Origin of the sequence: Cytobacillus sp. Bva_UNVM-123 (assembly GCF_046351715.2) — a bacterium.
Lineage (GTDB): Bacteria > Bacillota > Bacilli > Bacillales > Cytobacillaceae > Cytobacillus.
On record NZ_CM177772.1, the window covers coordinates 1,747,597 to 1,772,498 of the forward strand.

23 protein-coding genes are annotated in these 24,902 nt (G+C 35.5%); 16 read left to right on the plus strand and 7 right to left on the minus strand.

Annotated elements, in window-relative coordinates; translation table 11 throughout:
* The first annotated feature begins 392 nt into the window (after positions 1 to 392).
* The 5 genes from KDN24_RS08525 to oppF all read left to right on the plus strand — a co-directional run bounded on the left by KDN24_RS08525 (position 393) and on the right by oppF (position 6,207).
* Positions 393 to 2,039, plus strand: coding sequence for a peptide ABC transporter substrate-binding protein (locus tag KDN24_RS08525; protein WP_409974441.1), 1,647 nt, complete (start codon positions 393 to 395; stop codon positions 2,037 to 2,039).
* Between the two features lie 235 nt (positions 2,040 to 2,274).
* The gene (locus tag KDN24_RS08530) at positions 2,275 to 3,210 is read left to right on the plus strand and encodes an ABC transporter permease (protein WP_409974442.1); all 936 of its coding nucleotides are present in this window, start codon (positions 2,275 to 2,277) and stop codon (positions 3,208 to 3,210) included.
* A gap of 3 nt (positions 3,211 to 3,213) precedes the next feature.
* On the plus strand, positions 3,214 to 4,128 hold the full coding sequence (locus KDN24_RS08535; protein WP_409974443.1) for an ABC transporter permease: 915 nt from the start codon (positions 3,214 to 3,216) through the stop codon (positions 4,126 to 4,128).
* A gap of 73 nt (positions 4,129 to 4,201) precedes the next feature.
* Positions 4,202 to 5,272, plus strand: a complete 1,071-nt coding sequence (locus KDN24_RS08540; RefSeq protein WP_409974444.1) for an ABC transporter ATP-binding protein — start codon at positions 4,202 to 4,204, stop codon at positions 5,270 to 5,272.
* On the plus strand, positions 5,272 to 6,207 hold the full coding sequence (gene oppF, locus KDN24_RS08545; RefSeq protein WP_409974445.1) for an oligopeptide ABC transporter ATP-binding protein OppF: 936 nt from the start codon (positions 5,272 to 5,274) through the stop codon (positions 6,205 to 6,207). Before KDN24_RS08540 ends, oppF begins: the two co-directional genes overlap by 1 nt.
* 291 nt (positions 6,208 to 6,498) lie before the next feature.
* On the opposite strand, the gene KDN24_RS08550 is transcribed toward oppF, so the two are convergent.
* Positions 6,499 to 6,687, minus strand: a complete 189-nt coding sequence (locus KDN24_RS08550) for a hypothetical protein (protein ID WP_409974446.1) — start codon at positions 6,685 to 6,687, stop codon at positions 6,499 to 6,501.
* 472 nt (positions 6,688 to 7,159) lie between these two features.
* On the opposite strand from KDN24_RS08550, the gene spxA reads away from it, so the two are divergent.
* From spxA to pepF, 5 genes are all read left to right on the plus strand, one after another.
* Positions 7,160 to 7,555 carry a transcriptional regulator SpxA gene (spxA, locus tag KDN24_RS08555; protein WP_409974447.1) on the plus strand — a complete coding sequence of 132 codons (396 nt, stop codon included), beginning with the start codon at positions 7,160 to 7,162 and terminating at the stop codon, positions 7,553 to 7,555.
* 227 nt (positions 7,556 to 7,782) lie between these two features.
* On the plus strand, positions 7,783 to 8,442 hold the full coding sequence (gene mecA, locus KDN24_RS08560) for an adaptor protein MecA (protein WP_409974448.1): 660 nt from the start codon (positions 7,783 to 7,785) through the stop codon (positions 8,440 to 8,442).
* 316 nt (positions 8,443 to 8,758) lie between these two features.
* Positions 8,759 to 10,276, plus strand: a complete 1,518-nt coding sequence (cls, locus tag KDN24_RS08565; RefSeq protein ID WP_409974449.1) for a cardiolipin synthase — start codon at positions 8,759 to 8,761, stop codon at positions 10,274 to 10,276.
* Positions 10,277 to 10,471: 195 nt separating this feature from the next.
* The gene (locus tag KDN24_RS08570; protein WP_409974450.1) at positions 10,472 to 11,647 is read left to right on the plus strand and encodes a competence protein CoiA; all 1,176 of its coding nucleotides are present in this window, start codon (positions 10,472 to 10,474) and stop codon (positions 11,645 to 11,647) included.
* Positions 11,648 to 11,864: 217 nt separating this feature from the next.
* The gene (pepF, locus tag KDN24_RS08575) at positions 11,865 to 13,682 is read left to right on the plus strand and encodes an oligoendopeptidase F (protein WP_409974451.1); all 1,818 of its coding nucleotides are present in this window, start codon (positions 11,865 to 11,867) and stop codon (positions 13,680 to 13,682) included.
* 45 nt (positions 13,683 to 13,727) lie between these two features.
* Here pepF and KDN24_RS08580 read toward each other — a convergent pair whose 3' ends face one another.
* The 5 genes from KDN24_RS08580 to KDN24_RS08600 all read right to left on the minus strand — a co-directional run bounded on the left by KDN24_RS08580 (position 13,728) and on the right by KDN24_RS08600 (position 17,089).
* Positions 13,728 to 13,901 (minus strand): hypothetical protein, encoded by a 174-nt coding sequence (locus KDN24_RS08580; RefSeq protein WP_409974452.1) that lies wholly within the window; start codon positions 13,899 to 13,901, stop codon positions 13,728 to 13,730.
* Positions 13,902 to 14,189: 288 nt separating this feature from the next.
* Positions 14,190 to 14,996 (minus strand): ClpXP adapter SpxH family protein, encoded by an 807-nt coding sequence (locus tag KDN24_RS08585; RefSeq protein ID WP_409974887.1) that lies wholly within the window; start codon positions 14,994 to 14,996, stop codon positions 14,190 to 14,192.
* A 74-nt stretch (positions 14,997 to 15,070) separates the two neighbouring features.
* On the minus strand, positions 15,071 to 15,475 hold the full coding sequence (locus KDN24_RS08590; RefSeq protein WP_409974453.1) for a globin domain-containing protein: 405 nt from the start codon (positions 15,473 to 15,475) through the stop codon (positions 15,071 to 15,073).
* 203 nt (positions 15,476 to 15,678) lie between these two features.
* Entirely contained in the window at positions 15,679 to 16,320 is a 642-nt protein-coding gene (locus KDN24_RS08595; RefSeq protein WP_409974454.1) for a lytic transglycosylase domain-containing protein, read from the minus strand.
* A gap of 181 nt (positions 16,321 to 16,501) precedes the next feature.
* Complete coding sequence (locus KDN24_RS08600) at positions 16,502 to 17,089, minus strand: CYTH domain-containing protein (RefSeq protein ID WP_409974455.1); 588 nt, start codon at positions 17,087 to 17,089, stop codon at positions 16,502 to 16,504.
* A 661-nt stretch (positions 17,090 to 17,750) separates the two neighbouring features.
* Between KDN24_RS08600 and KDN24_RS08605 the strand changes: the two genes are divergently transcribed.
* The 4 genes from KDN24_RS08605 to KDN24_RS08620 all read left to right on the plus strand — a co-directional run bounded on the left by KDN24_RS08605 (position 17,751) and on the right by KDN24_RS08620 (position 20,588).
* Complete coding sequence (locus tag KDN24_RS08605) at positions 17,751 to 18,119, plus strand: UPF0738 family protein (RefSeq protein ID WP_409974456.1); 369 nt, start codon at positions 17,751 to 17,753, stop codon at positions 18,117 to 18,119.
* Positions 18,120 to 18,159: 40 nt separating this feature from the next.
* Positions 18,160 to 18,783, plus strand: a complete 624-nt coding sequence (gene yjbM / locus KDN24_RS08610; protein ID WP_409974457.1) for a GTP diphosphokinase — start codon at positions 18,160 to 18,162, stop codon at positions 18,781 to 18,783.
* A gap of 50 nt (positions 18,784 to 18,833) precedes the next feature.
* Positions 18,834 to 19,628, plus strand: a complete 795-nt coding sequence (locus KDN24_RS08615) for an NAD kinase (RefSeq protein WP_409974458.1) — start codon at positions 18,834 to 18,836, stop codon at positions 19,626 to 19,628.
* 63 nt (positions 19,629 to 19,691) lie between these two features.
* Entirely contained in the window at positions 19,692 to 20,588 is an 897-nt protein-coding gene (locus KDN24_RS08620) for an RluA family pseudouridine synthase (RefSeq protein ID WP_409974459.1), read from the plus strand.
* A gap of 96 nt (positions 20,589 to 20,684) precedes the next feature.
* On the opposite strand, the gene prpE is transcribed toward KDN24_RS08620, so the two are convergent.
* A complete protein-coding gene (gene prpE, locus KDN24_RS08625) occupies positions 20,685 to 21,419 on the minus strand; it encodes a bis(5'-nucleosyl)-tetraphosphatase PrpE (protein ID WP_409974460.1) in 735 nt (244 codons plus the stop codon).
* Positions 21,420 to 21,554: 135 nt separating this feature from the next.
* Here prpE and mgtE point away from each other — a divergent pair, with 135 nt between their 5' ends.
* Positions 21,555 to 22,931: a magnesium transporter gene (gene mgtE / locus KDN24_RS08630; protein WP_491348376.1), complete on the plus strand. Its 1,377-nt coding sequence runs from the start codon at positions 21,555 to 21,557 to the stop codon at positions 22,929 to 22,931.
* An 81-nt stretch (positions 22,932 to 23,012) separates the two neighbouring features.
* On the plus strand, positions 23,013 to 24,890 hold the full coding sequence (locus tag KDN24_RS08635; protein WP_491348377.1) for a monovalent cation:proton antiporter family protein: 1,878 nt from the start codon (positions 23,013 to 23,015) through the stop codon (positions 24,888 to 24,890).
* Positions 24,891 to 24,902 lie beyond the last annotated feature (12 nt).

Genomic DNA, 24,902 nt, shown 5'->3' on the forward strand with positions numbered 1-24,902 from the left:
AAAAAAGAATGATATTTTACCTGTAGAAATTTCTTGCAATAATAATTTTGTGTAATTATAATGAGTTTATCAAACGATTTATTTACGAATTTGTTAAATTTAGAATACACATTTTCTTGTAATCGTTGAGAGTATTGAGTTTGAAAAAAATACAAGTTTATTACTAATTGTTAATTGTTATCCTTGAATATATTTGAAATTATCTGAATATAAGGATAATCATTTGAGACATGTTTAGAATATAAACTTGTTTTTTTATTTCAATTGTATAGTTTGGTAACTATATAAAGATAATTTACAGACTATTTAAGCAATACACCTGCAACGTACAAATGTGTTTTTTGGTCATGTTTTCGTAACGTTTGATGATAAAAAAAATGGGGGTATAAATTGTGAAGAAAAGATTATCAGTCTTTTTTAGCATGTTGCTAGTTCTTAGCATGTTCCTTGCTGCTTGTGGTGGAAAAGATAATGCTGGTAGCAGTGACAAAGGCGGAGAAAAAGACACGCCTAAATCTGATGTAAAACAAGAATTAAGTGTAAATATCAATACTGAGCCACCATCCTTACACCCAGGATTAGCGAAGGACTCAACTTCAGGTACTGTACTTCGTCAAATTTTTGAAGGGTTAACTCGTATTGAAGCTGACGGTCTTCCACATGAAGGGGCAGCAGAAAAAATTGATATTTCAGAGGACCAAAAAGTTTACACATTCACACTACGTGATGCACAATGGTCAAATGGCGACCCTGTTACAGCAAAAGACTTTGAATATGCTTGGAAATGGACATTAGATCCAAAAAACCAATCAGAGTATGCTTACCAACTTTTTGTCATTAAAGGTGCAGAAGCTGCTAACACTGCTGGCGGATCATTGGATGATGTTGGAATCGTTGCAAAAGACGATAAAACTCTTGAAGTAACATTAGAAAATCCAACACCATACTTCTTAGAATTAACAGCTTTCTACACTTATTTACCAATCAACAGCAAAGTTGCTGAAGCAAACCCTAACTGGGCAAATGATGCTGGTGAAAACTATACATCAAACGGTCCTTTCGTAATGACTGATTGGGCTCACAGCGACAAAATCAACCTTGCAAAGAACGATAAGTATTGGGATGCTGATACTGTAAAATTAGATTCAATTGAAATGATTATGATTAACGATCCAAACACTGAATTATCTATGTTTGACAATGGCGAGCTTGACTGGGCTGGAGCTCCAACAGGTGCACTTCCAACAGACGCTATGCAAGCACTTAAAGATGATGGACGTTTAATTACAAAATCAATCGCAGGTATTTACAACTACAAGTTCAATACAACTGTTAAGCCTTTTGATAATGCAAACATCCGTAAAGCGTTTACTTTAGCTATTAATCGTCAAGAAATCATTGACAATGTAACTCAAGGTGAACAAAAACCAGCAATGGCAGCCGTTCCTCCAACAATGTTCCCTGAAAGTGAAAAAGGGTACTTTGCTGATAATGATGTTGAAAAAGCAAAAGAATATTTACAAAAAGGTTTAGATGAGATGGGTCTTAAAGACGCTTCTGAACTTCCAGCAATAACTCTTTCTTACAACACTTCTGAAGGACATCAAAAGATTGCACAAGCAATTCAAGATATGTGGAAAACAAATCTTGGTGTTGAAGTAACTCTTGAAAACTCAGAATGGGCTGTATTTATTGACAAAATGCACTCACTTGATTTCCAAGTTGGACGTATGGGCTGGTTAGGTGACTATAACGACGCAATTAACTTCCTAGACATGTACCGTGACGCTGACGGTGGAAACAACGATACTGGCTGGGAAAACAAAGAATTCCAAGATTTACTTGCAAAATCTGCTACTGAAGGTGACCATGACGCTCGTCAACAAATCTTAAAGGATGCAGAGAAAGTATTAATAGATGATATGCCAATAATGCCTATCTACTTCTATACTCAAAACTGGGTACAAGATGAAAGCTTAAAAGATGTAGTAGTAACAGGTCTTGGTGATGTTCAGTACAAGTGGGCACACTTTGAATAAGAAAGGTTAGAAAACGAAAGGTATATGGGTGACCTCTCCTGTATACCTTCGTTTTCTGCTTTAATCAGCTATTTTTTTTTGTAAAAAAATGTAGAAATCTTACTGTTATCGGCTCGTGGCATAAGCCAATCCACTGTATAAGGGGAGAGGGACAATATTTTTTTTGAGTTGTCTTATGCTAAATGCTGATTAAACAACATTTTTTTGTTCAAGATTAAATTGGAGGTGTTTGTCAATGGCGAAATATATTGGAAAACGTGTATTATACATGCTAATATCCTTATGGCTTATCGTAACTGCGACGTTTTTCTTCATGCGCATTGCACCAGGTAACCCATTTACTTCTGAAAAAAAGCTACCTCCCGAAATTGAAGCAAACTTAAATGCCCATTATGGCTTAGACAAGCCTTGGTATGCTCAATATGGGGAATATTTATTAAGAATTGCAAAATGGGATTTTGGACCATCATTTAAATATAAAGCTCAAACGGTGAATGATTTAATAAGCGATGGATTTCCTGTATCAGCTGCTCTAGGATTAGAAGCTATTTTCTTAGCGATTGCATTCGGAGTTCTATTAGGGATCATTGCAGCATTAAAACATAATAGATGGCCAGACTACACGGCAATGATTATCGCGGTATTGGGGATTTCTGTTCCGTCATTTATCATGGCCACTTTCTTGCAATATTTTCTAGCAATAAAAATGGGATTATTCCCTGTTGCACGTTGGGAATCTTTTACACATACAATTCTTCCAGCGCTTGCACTAGCCTCCTCACCAATGGCCTTTATTGCCCGACTTACCCGTTCAAGCATGCTCGAAGTTTTAGCAAATGACTATATAAAAACCGCTAAGGCAAAAGGTTTAAGTCAAGGGGTTATTACTGTTAAACACGCAATTCGAAATGCATTATTGCCAGTAGTTACGTATATGGGGCCGCTTACAGCGGGAATTCTGACAGGAAGCTTTGTAATCGAAAGAATTTTTGGTATTCCAGGGCTAGGCGCTCACTTTGTAACTAGTATTTCAAACCGTGATTACACTGTTATTATGGGTGTAACCGTGTTCTATAGTATATTGTTGCTCGTATCTATTCTCCTTGTTGACATAGCATACGGAATCATCGACCCACGCATTAAGCTTGCTGGCGGGAAGAAAGGAGAGTAAACCATGCAGATTTCGAAAGATAAATTTCAACTTGTTGGCACAAGAATCTCTGATGCTGAGAAAATTTCAAAACCAAGTCTTTCATTTTGGAAAGATGTTTTTATCAGGTTCCGTAAAAATAAGCTTGCTTTATTTGGATTAGTTCTTTTACTACTATTAATCTTTATGGCAATTGTTGGTCCGTACATGACACCTTATGATTACGCAACAAATGATTTAGCTAATAAGAATAAAGCTCCTTCTGCTGAGCATTGGTTTGGTACTGATGACCTTGGACGTGATGTTTTTACTCGTACTTGGGAAGGTGCTCGAATTTCTATCTTTATCGGGGTTGCAGCTGCATTGATTGATTTATTCATCGGTGTATTATGGGGTGGTATTTCAGGTTATAAAGGCGGACGCACAGATGAAATGATGATGCGTTTTGCAGACGTACTTAATGGAGTACCCTATTTACTATTAGTAATCTTATTAATGGTTGTCCTAGGACAAGGTCTTGGAACGATGATTTTAGCGATGACGATTACCGGCTGGATTAATATGGCTCGTATTGTTCGCGGTCAAGTATTATCATTAAAAAATCAAGAATATGTTCTTGCTTCGAAAACACTTGGTGCAAGCACAAGTAGAATTATGGCACGACACTTAATACCAAACTCTATGGCACCAATTCTTGTTACAATGACATTAACAATTCCAAATGCTATTTTTACAGAAGCATTTTTAAGTTACTTAGGACTAGGTTTAACACCTCCACTTGCCAGCTGGGGAACAATGGCGAATGATGGTTTACCTGCTTTACGATATTATCCATGGCGATTATTCTTCCCAGCTACATTTATCTGTTTAACCATTTTTGCTTTTAATGTAGTGGGAGACGGTTTGCGCGACGCTCTAGACCCAAGACTTCGTAAGTAAGAAAAGCGGATGCGGCTTCGGAACAATTAAAGAGTAAATTGTTCCTGCGATGTTCAAACAAAGGAGTGAGAAAATGGAGAAAATATTAGAAGTGAAAGATTTAGAGGTCTCATTCCAAACATATGGGGGACAAGTTAAAGCTGTTCGTGGTGTAAGCTTTGACCTTCATAAAGGAGAGACACTTGCTATAGTAGGTGAGTCAGGATCTGGTAAAAGCGTAACTTCCCAGACAATCATGAAATTGATCCCAATGCCTCCAGGCAAAATTACGGGTGGACAAATTCTTTTCAATGGAGAAGATATTGTTCCAAAAACTGAAAAACAAATGGAAAAAATCCGTGGTAAAGAAATAAGTATGATTTTCCAAGATCCGATGACGTCTTTGAATCCAACAATGAAGGTCGGTTATCAGATTATGGAAGTGCTTATAAAGCATCAAAACATGTCTAAGCAAACAGCAAAGGCACGCGCTGTAGAACTGTTAAAACTTGTTGGGATTCCAATGCCGGAAAAACGTGTGAACCAATACCCACATGAATTTTCAGGCGGAATGAGACAACGTGCGATGATCGCTATTGCTCTTGCTGCAAACCCAAAGCTATTGATTGCGGATGAGCCGACAACTGCTTTAGATGTTACGATTCAAGCGCAGATTTTAGAGCTGATGAAAAACTTACAAAGTAAAATGGAAACTTCCATTATCTTTATTACTCATGACCTTGGTGTTGTTGCAAATGTGGCTGACCGTGTAGCAGTCATGTATGCTGGACAAATTGTTGAGATGGGAACCGTTGATGAAATATTCTATGACCCACGTCACCCTTATACTTGGGGATTACTTGCTTCCATGCCAAGCCTAGACAATGATAATAAGTCAGAACTTGCTGCGATTCCTGGAACACCACCTGATTTAACAAATCCACCAAAGGGAGACGCTTTTGCAGCAAGGAATAAATATGCATTAGCAATCGATTTCGAAGAAGAACCGCCATTGTATCAAATTTCAGAGACACATTTTGCGAAAACATGGCTTCTTCATCCAGACGCACCGAAGGTAGAACCACCTGAAGCAGTTGTGAAACGGATGCGTAAATTATCCTCCACATTTGAAACGCCAAAATTAGTGAAGGAGGGTAATAGGTAATGGCTGAAAAATTAGTAGAAATCAAAAATCTAAAGCAGCATTTCAATGTTGGAAAGTCTAATATGGTAAAAGCTGTTGATGGTATTACATTTGACATTTATAAAGGTGAAACACTTGGTTTAGTTGGTGAATCCGGCTGTGGAAAGTCAACAACCGGCAGAACTATTATTAGACTTTACGATGCGACAGATGGCCAAGTGCTCTTTAATGGTGAAGATGTTCATGGCAAAAAATCAGCAAAAGAATTAAAAAAGTTTAACCGAAAAATGCAAATGATTTTCCAAGATCCTTATGCTTCACTTAATCCAAGAATGACAGTTGCGGATATTATCGCGGAAGGCATCGATATTCATGGATTAGCTAAAAGCAAAGTGGAGAGAATGGAAAAGGTTTATAGTCTACTTGAAACAGTTGGGTTAAATAAAGAGCATGCTAACCGTTATCCACATGAATTTTCTGGTGGTCAAAGACAGCGCATAGGAATTGCTCGTGCACTTGCTGTTGATCCTGACTTTATCATTGCGGATGAGCCTATCTCTGCTCTTGACGTATCTATTCAGGCGCAAGTTGTAAACTTAATGAAAAAGCTTCAGCGTGAAAAAGGCTTAACATATTTATTTATTGCTCATGATCTTTCAATGGTTAAGTATATTAGTGATCGAATTGGGGTTATGTACTTCGGGAAGCTTGTAGAACTTGCAAGTGCAGAAGATTTATATCAAAACCCATTGCACCCATATACACAATCATTATTATCAGCGATTCCACTTCCTGATCCTGAAAGTGAGCGTACACGTGTGCGTAAGTCATACGATCCGAAGGTTCATAATTATGCTGACAATGAAAAGATTGAGATGCATGAAATAACTCCTGGCCATTTCGTCTATTGTTCAGAAAAAGAAGCTGCTTTTTTAAAAGCACAGAGCGCTAAATAATACAAAAACGATCTCTTCGATGAGATCGTTTTTTCTTTTTTGAAGAGACTGGATAGTCTTTCAATAGAAAATTCTCTCAAAATAATTACTAAGTTAAGTTAAAACACTGCCACTTAAACGCATTTAAACAATAAAGGATAATTAATATATATTTTACTATATTTTCATAATAAATACTATTCAAATTTTAGAAGTTTTTGAAAAATAAACTCTTTTAATGCCAACAGTTCCGTTTAACTGAGAAAAAAATAAATGGGGCTGACAAATCGTCAGCCCCAAATGAATGGATGATTACTTTTTATTATTTCCACCTACAGATTTCCAGCCAATCTGTACTTTATCTGCTTGATCTACAAATTCATTTTTTCTTTTGCCGCCGAATAGTCCTTCACCAACAGCATTTGTAAATACCCCGAGAGTTGCAGTAAAGCCAATAACAAGCAGGGCAACAACAGTTAAATCAAATATGTATTCCATCATGACTCCATCTTCCTTTCACGGTTCTTAATAAGTAATCGGAAGTAATCCCCTTACTCTTATTGTATTAGAAAGGAGCAAGTATTTAAAGGGGAATCTTTCTAATCTGTTAAAATACTTATTTTCATTTGTTAGAACTAATTGAGAAAGAAAAACATCATTCTCTCGCGTTTAAAAAAAATGATATAAGGGTAGAAATAAAAAAACGAAAATATATAAAAAAAATGAAACTTTTCAATGATTCAATCGTCTTATATACTAGAATCGCAAAAAAATAATTGTTTAGTTAATGTATGAGGCTTTTTTCATATGAAAAAAAATATATACCAAAACATACATTCTTGGTGTATAATAAACAATATAGATTACTTGTTTAAAGTAATTTTAATTTAAAAAGCTAACTTGTTCATTATTAAACAGCTAATTATCGATTTTATCGAACTATATGTCTAAACTAAGGGAGTGAATTTGTAAAATGGTCACATTATACACTTCACCAAGTTGTACTTCTTGTAGAAAAGCAAAAACATGGTTAGAAGAGCACGAAATCGCATATAAGGAAAGAAATATTTTCTCTGAGCCACTAACGATAGATGAAATTAAAGAAATTTTGCGAATGACAGAAGATGGTACTGATGAAATTATCTCTACTCGTTCAAAAACGTTTCAAAAACTTCATGTTAATTTAGAGACAATGCCTTTGCAAAATTTATTTGAGCTTATTAGAGAAAATCCTGGCTTGCTCCGCCGTCCGATTATTATTGATGAGAAACGGCTGCAGGTTGGTTACAATGAAGATGAAATTAGACGCTTCCTTCCAAGAAAAGTGCGTACATTCCAGCTTCTTGAGGCTCAGCGTTTAGTGAACTAAATGTTTGTTTTTACTAGACCTTCTTTCGTTCAGATAGAGGGTCTTTTTTCTTTCATCATCTTTATGTATGAATAGTTTGTGAAAGATGATAAAATTTGATACAATACAAAGCAAACTCATGGGCATTTAATGGTTTTTTCAAAGTTGAGATATTTTAATTCCCTTTATGCTCATTTTGTCATAAAATGAAAGTACAAGGTGCAATATCCAGAAGGGAGAGTTGCAATATGGAAATTGAACGTATAAATGATAATACTGTAAAGTTTTATATATCTTATGTTGATATTGAAGAACGAGGCTTTGAACGTGATGAGATTTGGTATAATCGCGAGCGAAGTGAAGAATTGTTTTGGGAAATGATGGATGAAGTCCATCAAGAAGAGGAGTTTACTGTTGAAGGTCCTCTTTGGATTCAAGTTCAAGCCCTTGATAAAGGTTTAGAAATTTTAGTAACGAAGGCACAGCTGTCAAAAGACGGTCAGAAATTCGAGCTGCCCGTGCCAGAGGATAAAACAAAAGATCTGCCTGTTGACGAGCGAATTGAAGAGATGCTTGATGAGCATTTTAATCATGATGTGGAAGAAATTGAATTAGAAGAAGATTTAGACTTTCTTCTTTCCTTTAATGACTTCGAAGATCTGCTTTCATTGGCAAATCGTGGTAGGTTGGATTTAATCCAAACAAAGTTATTTTCTTTTGAAAATAAATATTACTTATATGCTGAATTTCCCGAAGAGCATTTTACTGAAGATGAAATCGATAATCTGCTGTCAATTTTGCTTGAATATGGGGTAGAAACACAAGTTACAATTCATCGCGTAGAAGAATACGGAAAGCTGATTATCGCTGAGAATGTTTTTGAACAATTAAGAGCATATTTTAACTAGCTACCGGTTTCAGTGATGAAATCGGTTTTTTTATGTAGTGCTCGCGCTTTTCTTTAAAATAATAAGTATAAATTTTTGAAGTTAGAGAACTGTCTAGCTCCAGCGCCTAGCGCCTAGCGAACTTCCGACGCACAGGACGTGCTAGTGCAGGCATTGCCACAGGGATGTGGCGGTTTTTGCCTGCCTTCCCCCTCCCTACGATAAGTCAACATCGACTCGTGTCACTCGTCGTGTTTCCTTTATCTCGTCGGGGTCAGTCCAGTTCGTACGTCGCTGACCAAGGCACTTGCGCTTTTCTTAATAGGTAGGTGGAAATATGAAAAATACTGTGAGAATTGGTTTATTCCTTTTCCTTTTGCTTGGACTAGTGTTTATTTATGATCATTATGTCCAACGTGCTGGCGGGTATTTAGGTTATGCAAGTATATTAATCGGAATCTCAGTTACTTTTATTGGTTTTGTCATCTTTTTAGAAAATCGTCACCCTTCACAAACGTTAACGTGGTTAGTTGTGTTAGGGAGTTTTCCGTTAGTTGGCTTCGTCTTTTATATTTTATTTGGCCGAAATTATCGCAAAGAAAAAATGTTTCGTGAAAAACATATTCTTGATAAACAAGCATTTTTAAGAATTGAAGGTGATCCTGACCCTGCTAATATTGAGAAGATGGAACAAATGGCAGATCATCAAAGGAAATTGTTCTATTTAGCACATAAACTGGGGAATAGTCCGATTTCATTTGCTACACAGACTCAAGTTTTAACAAACGGTGAAGAAACTTTTACAGCGATTTTAGCAGCTTTAAAGGAAGCGACACATCATATTCATCTTGAATACTATATCGTTCGTCATGATAAAATTGGACAAGAAATTAAAGAAATTTTAATTGAGAAAGCAAAAGAAGGAGTTAAGGTTCGTTTCCTCTATGACGATGTTGGTTCCTGGCAATTATCAAATAAATATATTACAGAGTTACAACAGGCAGGTGTGGAAATCGTCTCATTTGGCCCTGTGCGAGTTCCGTTTTTAAGTAGTAAGGTGAATTTTAGAAATCACCGAAAAATTATTGTCATCGATGGAAGCGTTGGATTTATTGGAGGATTAAACATCGGGGACGAATATTTAGGGCGCGATGCAAGCTTTGGATTTTGGCGTGATACTCATATGCTAATGAAAGGGGAAGCGGTTAGAAGTCTTCAACTGATTTTTTTGCAAGATTGGTATTATATGACAAATAAGAATATTTTAACTGCTGACTATCTTTCACCTGATTTAGAGGAGAATATTCATGGTGGCGTTCAATTAATTGCAGGTGGCCCAGATACTGAATGGAGTGTAATAAAAAATATTTTCTTTTCGATGATTACTTCAGCTGAAAAGTCAGTCTGGATTGCATCACCTTATTTTATTCCTGATGAAGATATTTTTTCTGCATTAAAAATAGCAGCATTAAGCGGAATCGATGTTAAATTGCTTGTCCCTAAAAGGCCCGATAAAAAAATTGTCTTTCATGCTTCACGATCATACTTTCCTGAACTCTTAGAAGCTGGCGTGAAAATTTTTGAATATGAAAAAGGATTTATGCATAGCAAAATTGTTATTGTAGATGGCGAATTAGCTTCAATTGGAACAGCAAATATGGATATGAGAAGCTTTCATCTTAATTTTGAAGTGAATGTATTTTTATATCGAACTAGAAGTACACAAAAGCTCGTAAGCGAATATATCAATGATCTTACCTATTCAATAGAAATAGAAAAGGAAATGTTTAAGAAAAGGCATATAGGCTACCGGATTATCGAATCAACATCAAGATTGCTTTCACCATTATTGTAAGTAATCAGGGCTGTCTAATATGTTCCTAATAGGTGGAGAAAAACGAATTGTTTTTCTCCACCTATTTTTCTATTTCAGTAAAGTAAGAGCAAGATGTAGTCTAATTGCTTGAAAATGAAACAGAAGTCTTTCCTGATTTTAAAGGATTTTATTGGTTTATCCCGAATTAGATCATCATCGAAAGGAGAGGATGATATGCTTATTGCTAGAACGAGGCAAGGAAACTGGGTAAGCTGGGCAAATTATACGAATCAAGAACAATTAAGAAATGTCAGACAAAAGGAAAATTATTATTGTCCAGAATGTAATGAAGAGGTTATTTTAAAAATCGGTTCCAAAAGAATTCCTCATTTTGCTCATAAAAAAAGGACAGTTTGTATGGAAAGCTATGAGCGAGAGTCAGAGTATCATTTGGCAGGGAAGCTAAGCTTATATAAATGGTTGAAGCGCCAAGGAATCGAAGCAACGTTAGAGAAATTTGATCCGCGTGTTGGCCAGCGACCTGATATTGAATTTGTCTATAGTGGTTCACAGTATGCGATTGAATACCAATGCTCCAATATTCCGGTTGAACTGTTTATTAAAAGAACGATAAACTTCCAACAAGCAAATATTATTCCAATCTGGATTATGGCAGGCAAAAATATTAAAAGACAAGGAAATTCACGAGCTTCCTTGTCAGGGTTTGATTATTTATTCTTACGAAAAAGCCACCAAAATAATTGGATTATCCCTTCATTTTGTCCTTTAACAAATACCCTCATTGTGATGAATAAAATTACCCCGGTTAGTGTAAAAAATATTATTACTTCTTTTACGATTAAGAATTTAACAAACGTAACTCTTTCTGATTTAGTACATCCAAAATCTACTTCCCTTCAGCTTAAAGATTGGCGGACAGAAATTAAAAAATGGAAAAATACAGTTGCGATTTATGGTACTCCCAAAAATAGATTTCTCCAACAATTATATGCTAGTTCATTAATCCCTCAGTTTCTCCCACCAGCAATCGGCTTGCCTGTCTCTCACTCACCATATATTGAAACCTCACCTATTCAGTGGCAAAGCTATTTATTTATCGATGTATTGCTAAAAAAAGAATATTTCTCATTAGAAGAAATCTTTCACTCTGTAAAAATGAGGGTTAGGAATCAAGATGTGAGAATAAGAAGGCTTCCCCTTAGTCCGAATAATAATTTCAATACCGCAGTCAAAGAATATTTGGATTTACTAATAAAAACAAATATGATTAGAAAAATCAATCATCGTCATTTTAAAATAGAGAATCCAATCATTATGGCAGACAACGTAATGAGACAGGAAGAGATAGAACAGAGCTTTTATCAGAAATTCAGCAAATATTTAAAGTGAAAATTCAAATGAAAATAGGGCAATCTAGTTAAGAAATGAATCTAGCATTCCATTTTGAAATTCGGAAAGATGAAAGTAATAATATAAGCAATCATGAGTAAAATTGTATTGAGTAATAAAGTCAGATAATTTATTCATAAATAAAGGAGTTTTTTATTCGGAAAGCGAAATATTAACTAGAAGTAAGCTTTAGTATTAATAAATGGAGGATGCTTAAATGACAAATGAAACAGCAGTAAAAAAACTACCTAATAGAAGTGAGATAGCAGTTGAAGATACTTGGAGATTAGAGGATATTTTCCCAAACGATGAAGCATGGAATAAAGAATTCAAGGAAGTGGCTGCTCTCATCCCAAATGCTAATAAATACAAAGACAAACTGGGAGAAAGTGCTGAGCTCATGTATGAAGCTCTTCAATATCAAGATGAGCTTTTAGAAAGACTCAGTAAATTATATACATATTCACATATGCGCTATGATCAAGACACTACGAACTCCTTTTACCAAGGAATGGATGACCGAATTAAAAACTTATATACACAAGCTAGTAGTCAATTAGCTTATATTGTTCCAGAAATGCTATCAATTGATGAGGAAACCATTAATCAATTTCTCGAAGAAAAACAGGAGCTTCAATTGTACAAACATGCTTTAGAAGAAATTAATCTGCAGCGTCCGCATGTTCTTTCTGCTGATCAAGAAGCTTTACTAGCACAAGCTTCAGAAGCTTTGGGTGCTTCAAGTAATACATTTGGGATGCTTAATAATGCAGATTTAGAGTTCCCATCAATTAAAGATGAGAACGGTGAGGAAATTGAGGTTACTCATGGACGCTATATCCGGTTTCTTGAAAGTGATGACAGTAGAGTCAGGCATGATGCCTTTAAAGCTGTATATAACACGTATGGGAAATTTCGAAATACATTTGCCAGTACATTAAGTGGAAATGTGAAAAAGGATAATTTCTATGCGAAAATTAGAAATTATCGCTCAGCACGTCATGCAGCATTAGCAGCGAATAATATACCAGAGAGTGTTTATGATAATTTAGTTAAAACCGTCACAGATAATCTACATCTTATGCACCGATATGTAAAGCTTCGCAAAAAAGTACTGGGAGTTAAAGAACTCCATATGTATGATTTGTACACACCGCTTGTTAAAGAGGTGAAAATGGAGATTAAATATGAAGAGGCAAAAGATATCATAATGAAAGGACTTGCTCCACTTGGAGAAGACTATTTAAATGTTTTAAACGAGGGCTTTAATAATCGCTGGGTAGACGTACATGAAAATAAAGGAAAACGGAGTGGGGCTTACTCATCTGGTTCTTATGGAACAAATCCTTATATCCTCATGAATTGGCAAGATAATGTAAATAATTTGTTTACTCTTGCACATGAATTTGGACATTCTGTACACAGCTATTACACACGTAAAACCCAAGCCTATCCATATGGAGACTACTCCATTTTTGTAGCCGAAGTTGCTTCAACTTGCAATGAAGCACTTTTAAGCGACTACTTACTGAAATCGATTGATGATGATAAAAAACGCTTATTTTTATTAAATCATGATCTTGAAGGTTTTAGAGGGACTGTTTTCCGACAAACGATGTTTGCTGAATTCGAGCATATTATTCATGAGAAGGCGAGAAATGGCGAGGCATTGACTGCAGAAACTTTAACACAAGAATATTATGAGCTTAATAAAAAATACTTTGGTGAAGAAGATATTGTCATTGATGAAGAAATTGGCTTAGAATGGGCTCGTATTCCACATTTCTATTATAATTATTATGTATATCAATATGCGACAGGGTTTAGTGCTGCGACAGCATTAAGCAAGCAAATTTTAGAAGAAGGTCAACCAGCAGTTGAACGATATCTCGAATTTCTGAAATCTGGAAGCTCGAATTTTCCAATTGAAGTATTGAAAAAAGCTGGGGTCGATATGACTAGTGCGAAACCAATTGAAGAAGCTTGTAAAGTATTTGAAGAGAAATTGAATGAAATGGAAAAACTGTTAGGCTAAATAGAAATGAAGAATGGACTTTTGTCTATTCTTCATTTATTTTATTTAAAATCCTTTAAATTTTTTTCGTTCATTTAATGAGAAAATGAAAATAAGCAAGGAAATAAACAAAAGTGGGGAAGTAAAATAAAGTGGAAATATTTTCATTAAACCAAGTAAGTTTATGATAAAAGAGAAAATAATAAAGAGAATCATTAATAGACTAGAAAGCTTATTCAAAAGGAATACCTCCAAACAATATGTGAATTTCATAAATTATATGTGTTTGTCCTATATATATTCATTTTATTTGACAATATTGTGAAATAACACACAAACTTATTGTCACATTAAATGTTCCGTGTTATCTTATAAACATAGAAGTTGTTCACCAACAAACACTTACCCCTTTTGTTTGGTCGTGAAAAATTTCTCCCATCCCCTTTGTTCGTATATAAATAGAAAAAGACTATGCTAACTTGTCGCTAGCATAGTCTTTTTCATTTCATAAGACAAATAAGTGCGTTTTCATGATAAATGATTATATCTCCAAAAAATCCCATATTTAACAGGGATTTGTTCCACAATTTGTTTGAGCTGTAGTTTTTTCATTTCACGCTCAACTTCAGTGATTGACATATTATATACCACTGCAATTTCCTTTGAAGCAACGAATTTAAAATACTGTAAAAAAACTTCAATGGGTGGCAAAATTGAACGTTCAGGCTTTTCCGCCAGCATTTCTTCAATAATTTGCTCGTACACTTCATATGAATAATACCCAGTAATTTTAATCCCTTCTTCTTCAATATTTTCGTTAAAGAAGACGAGAGTAGGGATCTCCTGTACTTCCATTTCAGCTGTAATTTTTAAATCGCATTGGAAAGCCTTTGCTGCACTATTTGAATAAATATCGGAAATAAATTCATTTGTATCAAGCCCAACACTTTTCGCACATTCTTTTAATACGTTAAAGCTTGATACATTTTGTTTTTCCAAAAACAAAACTTCCTGTAATTTGCGAAGAAAACGAATTCCGGCTTTTCTGCCTTGCAGCTCTGCAGCCTTAATAGCAATCGATGCAAGATGGGGAGAATCGATTGGATTTTCAAACCAAAGGTTTCCATCACAGGACATACCAGAGCGGCTTGCTGTTTTTTCCCAAAGGGAGGCCATACTTTCATAGTTTTGCCTTTTGGCGGAATTTAATGTTGCAAGTCTCCCACTTAACACATGTTTAATGGAAAAGTAACGGCCATACTCGATCATGAGTTTTTTGATTATCGGTTCAAAAGCCCAGCATTCAGGACAAAGAGGGTCGATGAATAAGTACATTTCAAGTGGCTTTTTCTCACTCCCATGACAATGAGTAGATGCAAATTTTGATTCGAATGCTTCTTGATTGCTCACTAGTTCTCACCTTTCGTCATTTCGTTTTCGGATGTATTTATCATATGCTGTGCAGTTAAAATGAGTCTGGCGTAGAAGTCCTCTCTTACCGGACCAACGAGACCGACTTCGTCCATCGCTTCAGTCATACAGGATAACCACGCGTTTGCTCTACTGGCAGTAATTTCAAAAGGCATGTGGCGTGCTCTTAACATTGGATGGCCATGTTCAGATGTATATAATGGGGGCCCCCCTAAATATTGGGTTAGAAATTGCTTTTGCTTCCTTGCTGTTTCTGAAAGATCATTCGGAAAAATAGGAATGAGCTCTTGGTGTTTTCCAACTCGGCTATAAAAAGCATCTACGAGTTGATGAAGTTTTTCTTCTCCGATTGCTTCAAAAGGTGTATGGATTTTTTCAGCCATGTCGATAACTCCTTTTGTAATTTCTCTCTATATTCTATCAACGAGTGATATATATCTCAAACAAATAGCTTAAAGGAAAGTATTATTACCAAAAACAACCAAGTATTAGTGAAAAAAACACGATTTTCAATAGTTTTTCGCATTTATTATTAGAAAACACAAAAAAAAAACCGTCAATTAGTTTCAATTAACGGTTGGTGGCTTTAAGAAAAAAAGGAGTTCGTAATTTTTTGGACATAGTTGATTGTTTCTTTAAAAGGAGGAATCCCACCGTGTTTATCTATATTTCCAGGACCTGCATTGTAGGCTGCAAGAGCTAATTCGATACTGCCATTATATTTATCCATCATTTGTCGTAAATATTTTGCACCACCGAATATATTTTCCTTCGGATCAAATATATTTTTCACACCAAGGCCTCTTGCTGTTTCTGGCATTAATTGCATAAGTCCTGAAGCACCTGCATGACTCATTGCATTCGGATTGAAATTAGATTCTTGCTTAATGACAGATTTCAGAAGCTTCACTGGGAGATTGTAAATCTCAGAAGCTTTCTCAATAATATCATCGAAGTTGGAAGTTGAACTTGATAGCTTTGTAAAACTAATTGGTGGCAACGAAGGCCCTGATAAGAGTGATGACACTGAATTATTTAAGTACAAATCAATTGGTTCATCAGCATTGATTTGAGCGAATGATTCTGATGAAGAAGGAAGCTTATTTTCCGCTAAAAAACTAGTGAGAAGATCTTGAAACATTGAATTTTGGTCAGCAGGAGCTTGAGAGTTATTAAAGTTCTGTAATGCCTGAAGTTCAAGCATAATTTTCAATTGGTCAACATTCATTGCAAAATCTCCTTTTATTATGTATCTGCCTTATAAACGGAATGTTTATATGTAATAAATGGTTATAAACTGTACAAATGCTTGAAAATCTTTATAGTGGAAAGAACTATGTTCACGAAATCGAAAGGTTGTCGTACTTCTGGCATTTTAAGCTTAACTAATTACGAATGGAAACAAGCCCTTAAGGCAGTTGAGCTTTATATTTTTCTTGATAGAATCGTTTAATTTTATTTTCTGTTTTGCGGAAAGGAATTTGCAGCTGTGAGAGCAGTTCAGCAAAAACAGACTTACCTGCTTCTTGATTACTTACTTCATATTCTATCTCATAATCTTCTTTATTTAAATAGCTGCTATGATCAAGAACAATGAGACCAGCTTGATATTCAATTTCAGCTCTTTTTGTTAATAAAGTACCGAAGTATTCAATTTCATTAGGATCAATGCCCATTTCATTTATTAACGTGCGAATGAAATGGTTTGTAATTTCACCACCATTTAGCATTTCCTCTACTTCTATTATCGTCAACATTTCATTTGTTTCAAGTAGACCCTCCTGATGAGGCTGCTTCAATGTTAGTTCATATTCATTATTTTTTTTTCTTATTCGAAGTGCAGAGCCACTCTCTTTTAAAGCAAACTGAGCTGTATCAAAATAATGATTTTCTTGTGTAAAGAAATCATCTTTCGTAAATTGAAAAAAATGAATTAGTTTTTGAAATTCTTCTTTTGTAAGGATATTCTTAAATTCAATTTCAATATTTTGTGCCAATGTATAATCATCCCTCCGAAATGGTCTCTTTTTATTATCTCTATCTCTTCATGACGACGCAAATTTTTTTTTACAATTCACTAACGAAAAAATGAAATACGGCGAAATAAAGTTTAAGGCATTTACAGTCAGTTATCCCTTTGCAAATAAAATGTAAGAAACATAAAAAAGGTTTGGGGTTTTACTGCCTGTTAATCTGCGACAAGGCGAAACTTCATTTGTGGAGCGTATTATTCCACAAATGATTAGCTGAGCCAGTCGGGCATTTACAGCAGTTAACCCACTGAAAGTAAAATGTAAGAAACATAAAAAGGTTTGGGGTTTTACTGCCTGTTAATCTGCGACAAGGCGAAACTTCATTTGTGGAGCGTATTATTCCACAAATGATTAGCTGAGCCAGTCGGGCATTTACAGCAGTTAACCCACTGAAAGTAAAATGTAAGAAACATAAAAAGGTTTGGGGTTTTACTGCCTGTTAATCTGCGACAAGGCGAAACTTCATTTGTGGAGCGTATTATTCCACAAATGATTAGCTGAGCCAGTCGGGCATTTACAGGCAGTTAACCCACTGAAAGTAAAATGTATCAAACATAAAAAAGTTTAAGGGTTTTACTGCCTGTTAATCTGCGATAAAATAGGAAAAGAGTTTGGAGGTAGAATGATGAATAAAAAAATAATGATAACGAGTACAGAAATAAGGCAAGAGGAAATTTATCTACTATCAGAAAGTCATTTTGATATTATAGCATTAAAGCCGATGGAGCAAATGCTCGTCGATTCTGATAATTTATCATTTATTTACATAATGGATGACGAAAGTGATTATACATATATTTCAATACCTTCTTTTGTTTGGCCAGAATTAAGAAAAGCGCTTGAGAAGAATTTGATGGTGTTCTTGGAAAATCAGGATAGCCGTGTATGTCTTCCGAATTTTCTTGAGGAATTACAATACCTTATTGAGAACATTAAGGGAAATAGTAATTATGGCGCTCAAATGGTTGAAAATGTAGAAAAAAATTTTGATTAAATCGATTAGATCCTTTTCAAAAGGATAAGGTGGTGCTCAAATGAAGAATTGGGAACAATTTCTAAGCCCATATAAACAAGCTGTAGAAGAACTGAAGGTTAAGCTAAAAGGGATGAGAAGACAATATGAACAAGATTCAACTCATTCCCCAATCGAATTTGTTACAGGAAGAGTAAAACCGATTGCAAGTATTTTGGATAAGGCGAAGGATAAAGGCATTCAGATCGATAAGCTTGAAACAGAAATGCAGGATATTGCTGGTTTGCGGATGATGTGCCAATTTGTGGACGATATAAAAAAAGTTGTCGAATTGCTTAGGGTGCGGAATGATTTTGAAATCGTTGAGGAAAGAGATTATATATCCCACGAAAAAATGAGCGGGTATCGTTCTTATCATGTTGTTATTCTTTATCCTGTACAAACAATAAAAGGAGAAAAGAAGATTCTTGTCGAAATACAAATTAGGACATTAGCAATGAATTTTTGGGCAACGATTGAACATTCCTTAAATTATAAATATAAAGGCCAATTTCCGAAGGATATCCAAACGAGATTGCAAAGAGCTGCTGAGGCGGCTTTCAGGCTTGACGAAGAGATGTCTCTTATTCGCGGAGAAATTCAAGAGGCACAAGCCTTTTTTACGCGAAAAAAAGAACAATCATAATGGAAAGCCGGAGAAAAAGGACTACATAATTTGTGATAGGAGCTAAGACGATGAAATTTGCTATTACTTCAAAAGGTGATACAAAGTCCAATACGCTCATGCATAAAATGAAAACGTATTTATTAGATTTCGAACTTACTTATGATGAAGAGCAACCTGATATTGTTATTTCTGTTGGTGGGGATGGCACATTGTTATATGCATTTCATCGGTACATTGGTCGGTTAGACAAAACCGCATTTGTCGGTGTGCATACTGGTCATTTAGGCTTTTATGCTGATTGGGTGCCGGAAGAGATTGAAAAGCTAGTCATTGCGATTGCAAAGACACCCTATCAAGTAAGTGAATACCCTTTGCTTGAAGCGATCATTCGTTATCAGCATGGAGGAAGAGAATCACGCTATTTAGCTTTAAATGAAGCAACCGTGAAAGCTGTAGAAGGTACTCTTGTGATGGATGTTGATATTCGCGGTCAGCATTTTGAAAGGTTTAGAGGGGATGGGCTATGTGTATCCACCCCTTCAGGAAGTACAGCCTATAATAAGGCTCTTGGCGGAGCGATTCTTCATCCTTCGTTACCTGCGATTCAGCTTACAGAAATGGCTTCCATTAATAATAAAGTTTTTCGTACGGTTGGTTCACCACTTGTTCTTCCAGCACATCACACATGTTTACTTAAACCAGTGAATTTGCCGGATTTTCAATTGACAATCGATCATTTGACTCTTCTTCATAAAGAGGTTAAGTCCATTCAAATTCGAGTAGCTGATGAAAAAATCCGCTTTGCTCGCTTCCGTCCATTCCCATTTTGGAAACGAGTCCATGATTCTTTTGTAGCGGATTAGATGAAAATGAAAGACCATTTAAAGCTAATTTCTTTTTTGGATGAATAGAGGCCATTATACGACATGTCTAAATTTCAATTAAATTGGAAAATTACAGAAGTGGATAAACGTAAGATGATTAAGCAATTTTTAAAGGAAAAGGGAATTTCTAAATCTGCCTTAGCTGATATTAAATTTCAAGGTGGTCGTATTCTCGTTAATGAACAGGAAGAAACCGTTCGGTATTTATTAAAAAGTGGTGATGCACTTTCGATCCTTTTCCCTGAAGAACAGCCTAGTAGCAGATTATTAGGAGAAACCATTCCATTATACATATTATATGAGGATGATTATGTTCTGGTTGTTAATAAACAAGCTGGAATGAGTACAATCCCTTCAAGAGAACATCCTACTGGAAGCTTGGCAAATGCTATTATCGGTTATTATGAACAAATCGGTTTAGTAGCTACGACTCATATCGTGACAAGACTTGATCGAGATACGTCTGGAATTGTTTTGATTGCAAAACATCGGCATGTCCATCATCTTTTCAGTGAACAACAAAAGGTTCGGGAAATAAAGAGAGTTTATGAAGCATTTGCTGGAGGAGATATATATCCTGACAGTGGAGTGATTGAGAAACGAATTTCTCGAAAAAGCGATAGCATTATTGAAAGAGAAGTTAATCCGAATGGACAATATGCTTGTACTCGATTTGAGGTCATTCATCGCTATGAACATTTTTCGTATATTCAACTACGTTTAGAAACGGGTCGAACACATCAAATTCGTGTCCATCTTTCTTATATGGGGCATCCATTACTCGGTGATCAACTTTATGGTGGAAATCGAAATTTAATAAATCGGCATGCACTTCATTGCTGTGAACTTGAGTTTTATCACCCTTTTCTAGAAAAAAAAATAAATATTAAGCAAGAAATGCCTGCGGATATGTTATGTCTTGTAAGAGTTTGTAAATAGTAATAAAGTGGCCTGTGGAGATAAACAGGAAGAATGGAGTGCAATAAGACTCGCATTCCGAATGAGTATCCCCACAGGCATTTCTTATAAAAAAACTCACTCAAGCTTAAATTTTTCCTCAATAAGTGGCAGTGTTGATTGGACAGAAAGGATGTCCATTTCAGGATATTTAAGGGCGGTTAGTTTATTTCCAAATACGACACCAGTATCAATGTTGTAAGTGTTATTAATAATTCGAACCTCTTTTACAGGAGTGTGTCCATAAACAACAATTGCTTTTCCGGTATAAAGCTTTGCCCAGTCTCGTCGTACAGGAGAGCCATCCGGATTTTTTTCTCCAGTTATGTCCCCATATAAAACAAAGGTTTTCACCTTTTCAGTTGTTTTGCCAATATAGTCTTCACGTATACCAGCATGGGCAATTACAAGCTTTCCATTGTCTAATACCTTGTAAAGCGGTGCATCTTCATAAAGAGAAATAAATTGATGACGGATTTCTTGTTTGTTTATTTCATCTAGAGCTTCGTATTCAGCAGCGGTTGTTTCAAGGCCATGGGTAATTTGCACTTTATTGCCTCTAAAAAAACGATATAATTTATTGCAGTGGTTCCCAGGAACATAAAAAGCTAGTCCGTTACTTACAAGCCTTGAAACAGTATTCACTACTTTTAATGAATAAGGTCCTCGATCGGTCAAATCACCAACAAATGCTAACTTTCTTCCACTTTTGTGCACAGGGATATCTTTAGTCCAATCATATCCTAGTTTTATCGTAAGTTCTTTCAATTCGTTAAAGCAACCATGAACATCACCTATTATATCAAGTTTCATACTGTACCCCTTTTTTTCTTAATCTTAATAGCATAAACGATTTCAGAAGATTTATCATAAATTAGCGACAAAATAGTGGGAATTTGCTAGTATTATGAATAAACTTTCATAAAAAGTAGGAAGGAGGAAAAGAAAATGGGAGAAGAAAAAGCATTAGAAGTTATCCATCAATTAAACAAAGATTTATTAATCGATTCTTTAAAAAATGAAGAAATAGATACATTTCGTGCTGAATTTTTGGAGTCGCACCCATATGATCAGGCTTTATTTTTTAAGGAATTGGATGATAAGATGCGGGAAATCGTTTATTATTATCTTTCTCCTGAGGAGATGGCATCATTATTCGAAAATATCGATATGGATGATGATGACTATAAAGATATGCTGGCAGAAATGGATCCGAATTATGCTGCAGAAATGATTTCGAAAATGTATGTAGATGATGCCGTGGATGTTCTAAACACGCTTGAAAAGGCACAAGTAGTCAGCTATTTAACAATAATGGATAAAGGTGCAGCTCAAGAAATTAAGGATCTGCTCCACTACGAAGAATATACTGCTGGAAGTATTATGACAACAAACTTCGTTTCGATTGCAGCAAATCAGACTGTTCGATCTGCCATGTACATTATTAAAAACGAAGCGCCAAAAGCAGAAACTATTTATTATATTTATGTTTTAGATGAACAAAGAAGATTGGTCGGGATTATTTCACTTAGAGATTTAATCGTGAATGATGATGATACGATGATTTCTGAAATTACGAATGAACGGATTGTTTCAGTTTCTGTAGGAGATGATCAGGAAGAAGTCGCTCGGAAGTTAAAAGATTACAACTTTTTAGCTTTACCGGTTGTTGATTTTCAAAATCATCTATTAGGCATCATTACGGTTGACGATGTCATTGATGTTTTAGAGGAAGAGGCATCAGATGACTATTCAAAACTTGCGGCAGTTTCAGACATGGATACTATTGATCGCAATCCAATCTCAGCTGCTAGAAAAAGACTGCCATGGTTAGTTATTTTGCTTTATCTTGGAATGGGGACGGTAACTTTAATTTCGCGTTTTGAAGCTACGTTAGAAAAGGTGGCTATATTAGGTGCGTTTATTCCATTAATTGCTGGAATGGCCGGAAATACAGGAACTCAAGCCCTTGCTGTTGCAGTTCGTGGATTAGCTACCGGTGAGTTAGAAAAGGAAAACAAGCTTAAGTTAATTATAAGAGAAATGGGAACAGGTCTGATTACAGGCTCTATTTGTGGAATTTTAATTATGATTACGATTTTTTTCTGGAAAGGTAATTTATTTTTAGGTGTGCTTGTTGGTATATCTATATTTTGTACACTCATCGTTGCAACATTGGCAGGTGCGCTCATTCCACTCCTTATGCATAAGTTTAAAATTGACCCAGCCGTAGCTTCAGGTCCATTTATTACAACCATAAATGACATCATCAGCGTCCTAATTTACTTTGGCGTAGCAACCTCATTTTTAAGTTACCTAAAATAATTATGGTGCCAGGCACCGCTTGTGGACATTATGGTTGATTTGTATTTTTGGAGAGGACACTCTAAATAATGGAGGGATTGGATGGAAGAACACGGAGTTTCTGTCGCGTCACTCGTCATTGTTATTATCGCAGCTTTCTTAACCCCGATATTAATGCACCGTTTTAGAATAAATTTTATTCCAGTCGTTGTCGCAGAAATTCTTATGGGTTTACTTATTGGGAAAAGTGGTTTCGATATGGTGCAACAGGATATGTGGCTTGAAACCCTTTCGACACTTGGATTTATTTTTCTAATGTTTTTGAGTGGATTAGAGATTGATTTTTCCTCTTTTACAGGAAAGAAAAAGCGCACTGTGCTTCCAAGCGGAAAATTAGAACCAAATGCGTTTTTTGTTTCTTCCATTATTTTTATCGGCATTTTGCTATTGTCAGCTGTTTTAGCTTATTTATTCGTATTAGCTGGCTTTATTGAGAATATTTTCTTAATGACGTTAATCATTTCAACAATTTCTCTAGGGGTAGTCGTTCCAACTTTAAAAGAAGCATACTTAATGAAAACCGCGATCGGACAAATTATTCTCTTAGTCGCTGTCATTGCAGATTTAGTGACCATGATTTTACTTGCAGTGTTTGCTTCGATTTATGATGGTGGGCAAGGGAACGTATGGCTACTACTCATTCTTTTCGCAGCTGGAGTAATTTTATACATCATTGGGAGAGTGTTCAAGAGTCGAAAATTTGTTGAAGCGATGTCGATGGGGACAGTCCAAATTGGAACACGAGCCGTATTTGCACTTATCATTCTTCTTGTTGCACTTTCGGAAACTGTAGGTGCTGAAAATATTTTAGGAGCTTTCCTTGCTGGGGTGCTTGTTTCTTTACTCGCTCCTAATCAAGAATTGATTCATAAATTGGATTCATTCGGCTATGGGTTTCTTATCCCGATTTTTTTCGTCATGGTAGGTGTAAAATTAAATATTTGGTCATTATTCAGTGATCCTAAATTATTACTATTAATCCCATTGTTATTATTTGCATTATTATTATCAAAAATAATTCCGGTATATTTATTAAAAGTTTGGTATGACAAACAGACAGTTTTTGCATCAGGGTTTTTGCTAACATCAACGCTTTCTTTAGTGATTGCTGCTGCAACAATCGGGGAAAGATTAGGAGTCATTACATCAGAAATGAGCGGGACATTCATATTAGTCGCAGTTATTACAAGTGTACTTACACCTGTCTTATTTAAAAAGCTATTTCCTAAAGAGGCAAATAAGGAGCGTAAGTTGAAAGTTGCCTTTATTGGTGTAAACCAGTTAACGATGCCAGTATATAGAGAGCTGAAATCAGGGCATTATGAACCATGCCTTTTTCATAAAAAACAAGAAAAGGTTGAAAAGACCATTTCCGATTCAATATTCGAGGTTCATGAAATGGCAGATTTCTCACCTGATTCTCTTAAAAAGGCTCATGTTTATCAATCGGATATCGTTGTTATATCGACAGGTGATGAAGAAATAAATGCGGCTTTATCAATAGCTTGTAAAGAAAATGGAGTAGAGCGAGTTATTTGTCGACTGGAAGGTCCTGATTTGCAAGAAAGTACAAAGGAGTATGGGATTGAAGTATTTTCTGTTTTATTATCTCAAAAAATTCTTCTTCAAGCTTTAATTGAGTCACCAAATGTCATGAATATTTTAACGAATCAAGAAACAGCTTTGTATGAAATTCGACTGCTAAATAAAGAATTTAATGGAATGACATTAAGAGAATTTCCTTTTACAGGAGATATTATTTTCGTTCGTATATTCCGTGGTCATGATTCCATCGTTCCTCATGGCGAAACAGAACTTCAATTGGAGGACCGGCTTATCGTAACTGGTACAAAAGAATATGTAGATGAGCTAAAACAAGAATTAGAATTGAGTGCCTGGCACCGCTCGTGGACAGATTAGGTGATTTTGTAT